General features: G+C 75.7%; 4 protein-coding genes. 3 read left to right on the top strand and 1 reads right to left on the bottom strand.

Features of this window, described 5'->3' with window-relative positions; translation table 11 throughout:
* Positions 1–314: 314 nt before the first annotated feature.
* Positions 315–1244 (bottom strand): alpha/beta fold hydrolase, encoded by a 930-nt coding sequence (locus tag ACFU74_RS36710; RefSeq protein WP_380764475.1) that lies wholly within the window; start codon positions 1242–1244, stop codon positions 315–317.
* Positions 1245–1477: 233 nt separating this feature from the next.
* On the opposite strand from ACFU74_RS36710, the gene ACFU74_RS36705 reads away from it, so the two are divergent.
* From ACFU74_RS36705 to ACFU74_RS36695, 3 genes are all read left to right on the top strand, one after another.
* Positions 1478–2140 (top strand): TetR/AcrR family transcriptional regulator, encoded by a 663-nt coding sequence (locus ACFU74_RS36705; RefSeq protein ID WP_380764474.1) that lies wholly within the window; start codon positions 1478–1480, stop codon positions 2138–2140.
* 131 nt (positions 2141–2271) lie between these two features.
* The gene (locus ACFU74_RS36700) at positions 2272–2499 is read left to right on the top strand and encodes a DUF3107 domain-containing protein (RefSeq protein WP_380764473.1); all 228 of its coding nucleotides are present in this window, start codon (positions 2272–2274) and stop codon (positions 2497–2499) included.
* Between the two features lie 183 nt (positions 2500–2682).
* On the top strand, positions 2683–3015 hold the full coding sequence (locus tag ACFU74_RS36695; RefSeq protein ID WP_380764472.1) for a hypothetical protein: 333 nt from the start codon (positions 2683–2685) through the stop codon (positions 3013–3015).
* Positions 3016–3153: the final 138 nt, after the last annotated feature.

The raw sequence follows: 3153 nt of genomic DNA, 5'->3' as shown, positions 1-3153 counted from the left end.
GGGGCGGCCCGGGCGGGGGCGGGCGGTCCGCCGGAGGCGCCGTGGCCGGGCCGGCGGCCGGCAGCGGCCGTCGGCGTCCCTCGCGCGGCCGCCCTCCGGTTTCTCCGGCGGCCGCGACTCCCCCCACACCTGTTCGGTCCGACAGCAGAAAGGTAGGTCCGGCCCGGGGCAATCCATCGGTCACTTGCCTGGCTGCCACCTGATCGAGTGAACCGGAGTGACCTCGTCCCGATCATGGCGTTAACGGCGGCCGATCACAGGGTGTCCGTCGTGCCCCGCCGTCGGGGGTCAGGTCTGGGGGCAGGTCTGGGGGGTCAGGTCTGCCGGAGCAGTTCGCGCACCGCGCGGGCGACGGCGTCGGGGTGCTCCATCATGGCGACGTGCCCGGACTCGGGGAGCACCAGCAGCCGGGAGTCGGCGAAGGCCGCGCAGGCCCGCCGGGCGGAGCGGTAGGCGACGAGCTTGTCGCGCAGCCCGTACACCAGCAGGACGGGGGCCGTCACCCGGGTGGCCTGCCGCCAGAGCGCCTGGTCGCCGCGCTCGGTGTAGGCGGAGACGATCCCGCGCGCGGAGCCGGCCAGCGCCCGCATCGCGTAAGGCAGTTCGGTGCGCCGCCGGTACTGGGCGACGGCCTCGGCGCGGGCGGCCTCGGAGAGGCTGCCGGGGTCTCCGTAGACGAGCCGGAGCAGGTCCTCGGTGACCTGCTCGGGGCCGCGCCGGCCGGCGGGCAGCCGGCGCAGCAGCGCGGGCAGGCCGGGGACGGCGAGCAGTCCGGTGGGCCAGGCGGTGCGCTGCGGGGGCAGTTCGGGCAGGGCGGGCGAGACCAGGGTGAGGCTGCGGACGAGGTCGGGGCGCAGTGCGGCGAGCCGTACGGCGACGGCGCCGCCGAGCGAGTTGCCGAAGAGGTGGACGGGGCCGCGACCGGTGGCCTCCAGGTAGCCGATGACGGCGCGCACGTGCCCGGACAGGCCGAGGTTGCCGTCGGCGGGCGGGGCGGAGGCGCCGAAGCCGGGCAGGTCGAGGGCCTCGCCGTCGAGCTGTCCGGAGAGCCGGGCCATCAGCTCGGTCCAGTTGGCGGCGGAGCCGCCGAGCCCGTGCACGAACAGCGCGGGGGCCCGTCCGTCGCCGGGCGCGAGGTCCCCGGCGGGCCGGTGCACGGCCAGGGCCGCGCCGGGCACCTCGACGGTGCGCAGCGGGGCCGGGGCGGCCGGTTCCGGGAGTATCTGCTGCTCAGCGCTGTCCATGGGGGACGATGGTAGTGAGCCGGTGCCGCCGCGGCCCGCGGGACGGCGGGTGCGGCGGGGTTCCCCATTGCCCCGTCCCCGGCACTGCCGACGGCCGTGGTGGGCGCCGTATTGTGGGCTCCTGACAAGGGGGACCGCCGCTTTTATCGTGCCTGGCAAGCGCGGACGCGGTTACCCGAAAGTAGAATCGGTCATCTTGCCGACCCCGTACGACCCGTGAAGTGAGGAGCGCCGTGACGGCCATCCAGGAGGCGCAGGAGCGCCCGCGCGGTGCCCGCCTGCCGCGAAGCGCCCGCCGTGAACAACTGCTCGGTGCCGCCCAGGAGGTGTTCGTCGCGCAGGGTTACCACGCGGCCGCCATGGACGACATCGCCGACCGCGCCGGGGTGAGCAAGCCGGTGCTGTACCAGCACTTCCCCGGGAAGCTGGAGCTCTACCTGGCGCTGCTGGACAAGCACTGCGACGCCCTGGTCGACTCGACCCGCGAGGCGCTGGAGACGACCACCGACAACAAGCTGCGGGTGGCCGCGACGATGGAGGCGTACTTCAACTACGTCTCCAGCGAGTCCGGCGCGTTCCGGCTGGTCTTCGAGTCGGACCTGACCAACGAGCCGGCCGTGCGGGAGCGGGTGGAGCGGGCCGCCGAGGCCAGTGCGACGCTGGTCAGCAAGGTGATCCAGGAGGACACCGACCTGCCGGAGGCGGAGTCCAAGCTGCTGGCCGCGGGTGTCTGCGGGCTGGCCCAGATCACCGCCAGGTACTGGCTGTCGCAGGGTCTGGAGATCCCGCGCGACGAGGCGGTCCGGCTGGTCGCCAGCCTGGCCTGGCGCGGGCTGAAGGGCTTCCCGATGCACCCGAACACCGAGGCGCCGGAAGGCCCTGCCGCCGGCCGGTGATCCACCGGCTTTCGCCGGGGTGCCGATCCGGTGCTCTATGGTGAAGCCGTACGGCGCGGTCGCCGGGCCCGCTTGTCCCAGGCGGTACGGCGCCGCGCGTGGATGGCTGCAACCCCGGAGGGACGGAAGCCGTGGAGGTCAAGATCGGCGTGCAGAACGCGCCGCGCGAGATCGTGATCGAGAGCTCGCAGACTGCCGATGAGGTCCAGGAGGCGGTCGCCAAGGCGCTGGAGGGCACCGAGAAGCTGTTCTCGCTGACCGACGAGCACGGCCGTCGCGTCATCGTCCCGGCCGAGCGCCTGGCGTACGTGGAGATCGGCGAGCCGGCCGCGCGCAAGGTCGGCTTCGGCACGCTCTGAGCCACGGGCCTCGCCCGGTGCCCCGTCCCCTCGGCCGAGGGGGCGGGGCACCGTCGTTCCCGGGCGTTCCGGCGGCGGCCGCCGCGCGGCGCGGACGGGGCCGGGTGTACGGGTGGGGCGGCCGGGGTACGGCGACAGTGCGACCGGCCTCGCGCCGGACGCCCGTACCCCGGGGAGGCATCCTTGTTGGTCGAGACGTTCGCCTTCGCCCTCGCGGGCGTGGCCGTGGGCGCCGCCGTGCTGCTGTCCTGGCCCGCGTACTTCCCGGCCGGGCGGCCGCTGACGCTGGGTACGGCGGTGGGGTCGGCGCTGCTCTCCGGGACGGTCGCGCACTTCGCCCTGGACGGCCGGTACCCGGCGGCGAGCATCGCGGTCTCGGCGGTCGCCTCGGCCATGCTCACCTCGGTGCTGGCCCGGCCCGACCTGGCCGCCGGGCGGGCCCCGGCGCACCGCCACCGCCCGCACCGGGCGGGGGCGCACCGCGCGGGCGCGCACCGGCGCCACCGGCACGCCTGAGCGGCCGTCCGCGCCTCCCGTCCGCCCCGGGCGCCCGGCGCGGGCGGGGCGCCCGGGGCGGCCCAAGGGTCAGGCGGCCAGGCCGAGCGCTGCCCTCCCCCGGGTGTGCGCCGCGGTGTTCCCGGTGAACATCTTGCC

The sequence above is a fragment of the Kitasatospora sp. NPDC057500 genome, assembly GCF_042802195.1.
Classification (GTDB): domain Bacteria; phylum Actinomycetota; class Actinomycetes; order Streptomycetales; family Streptomycetaceae; genus Kitasatospora.
The sequence above is the reverse complement of the archived record's forward strand: the minus strand, read 5'-3'. Positions and strand labels throughout refer to the sequence as shown.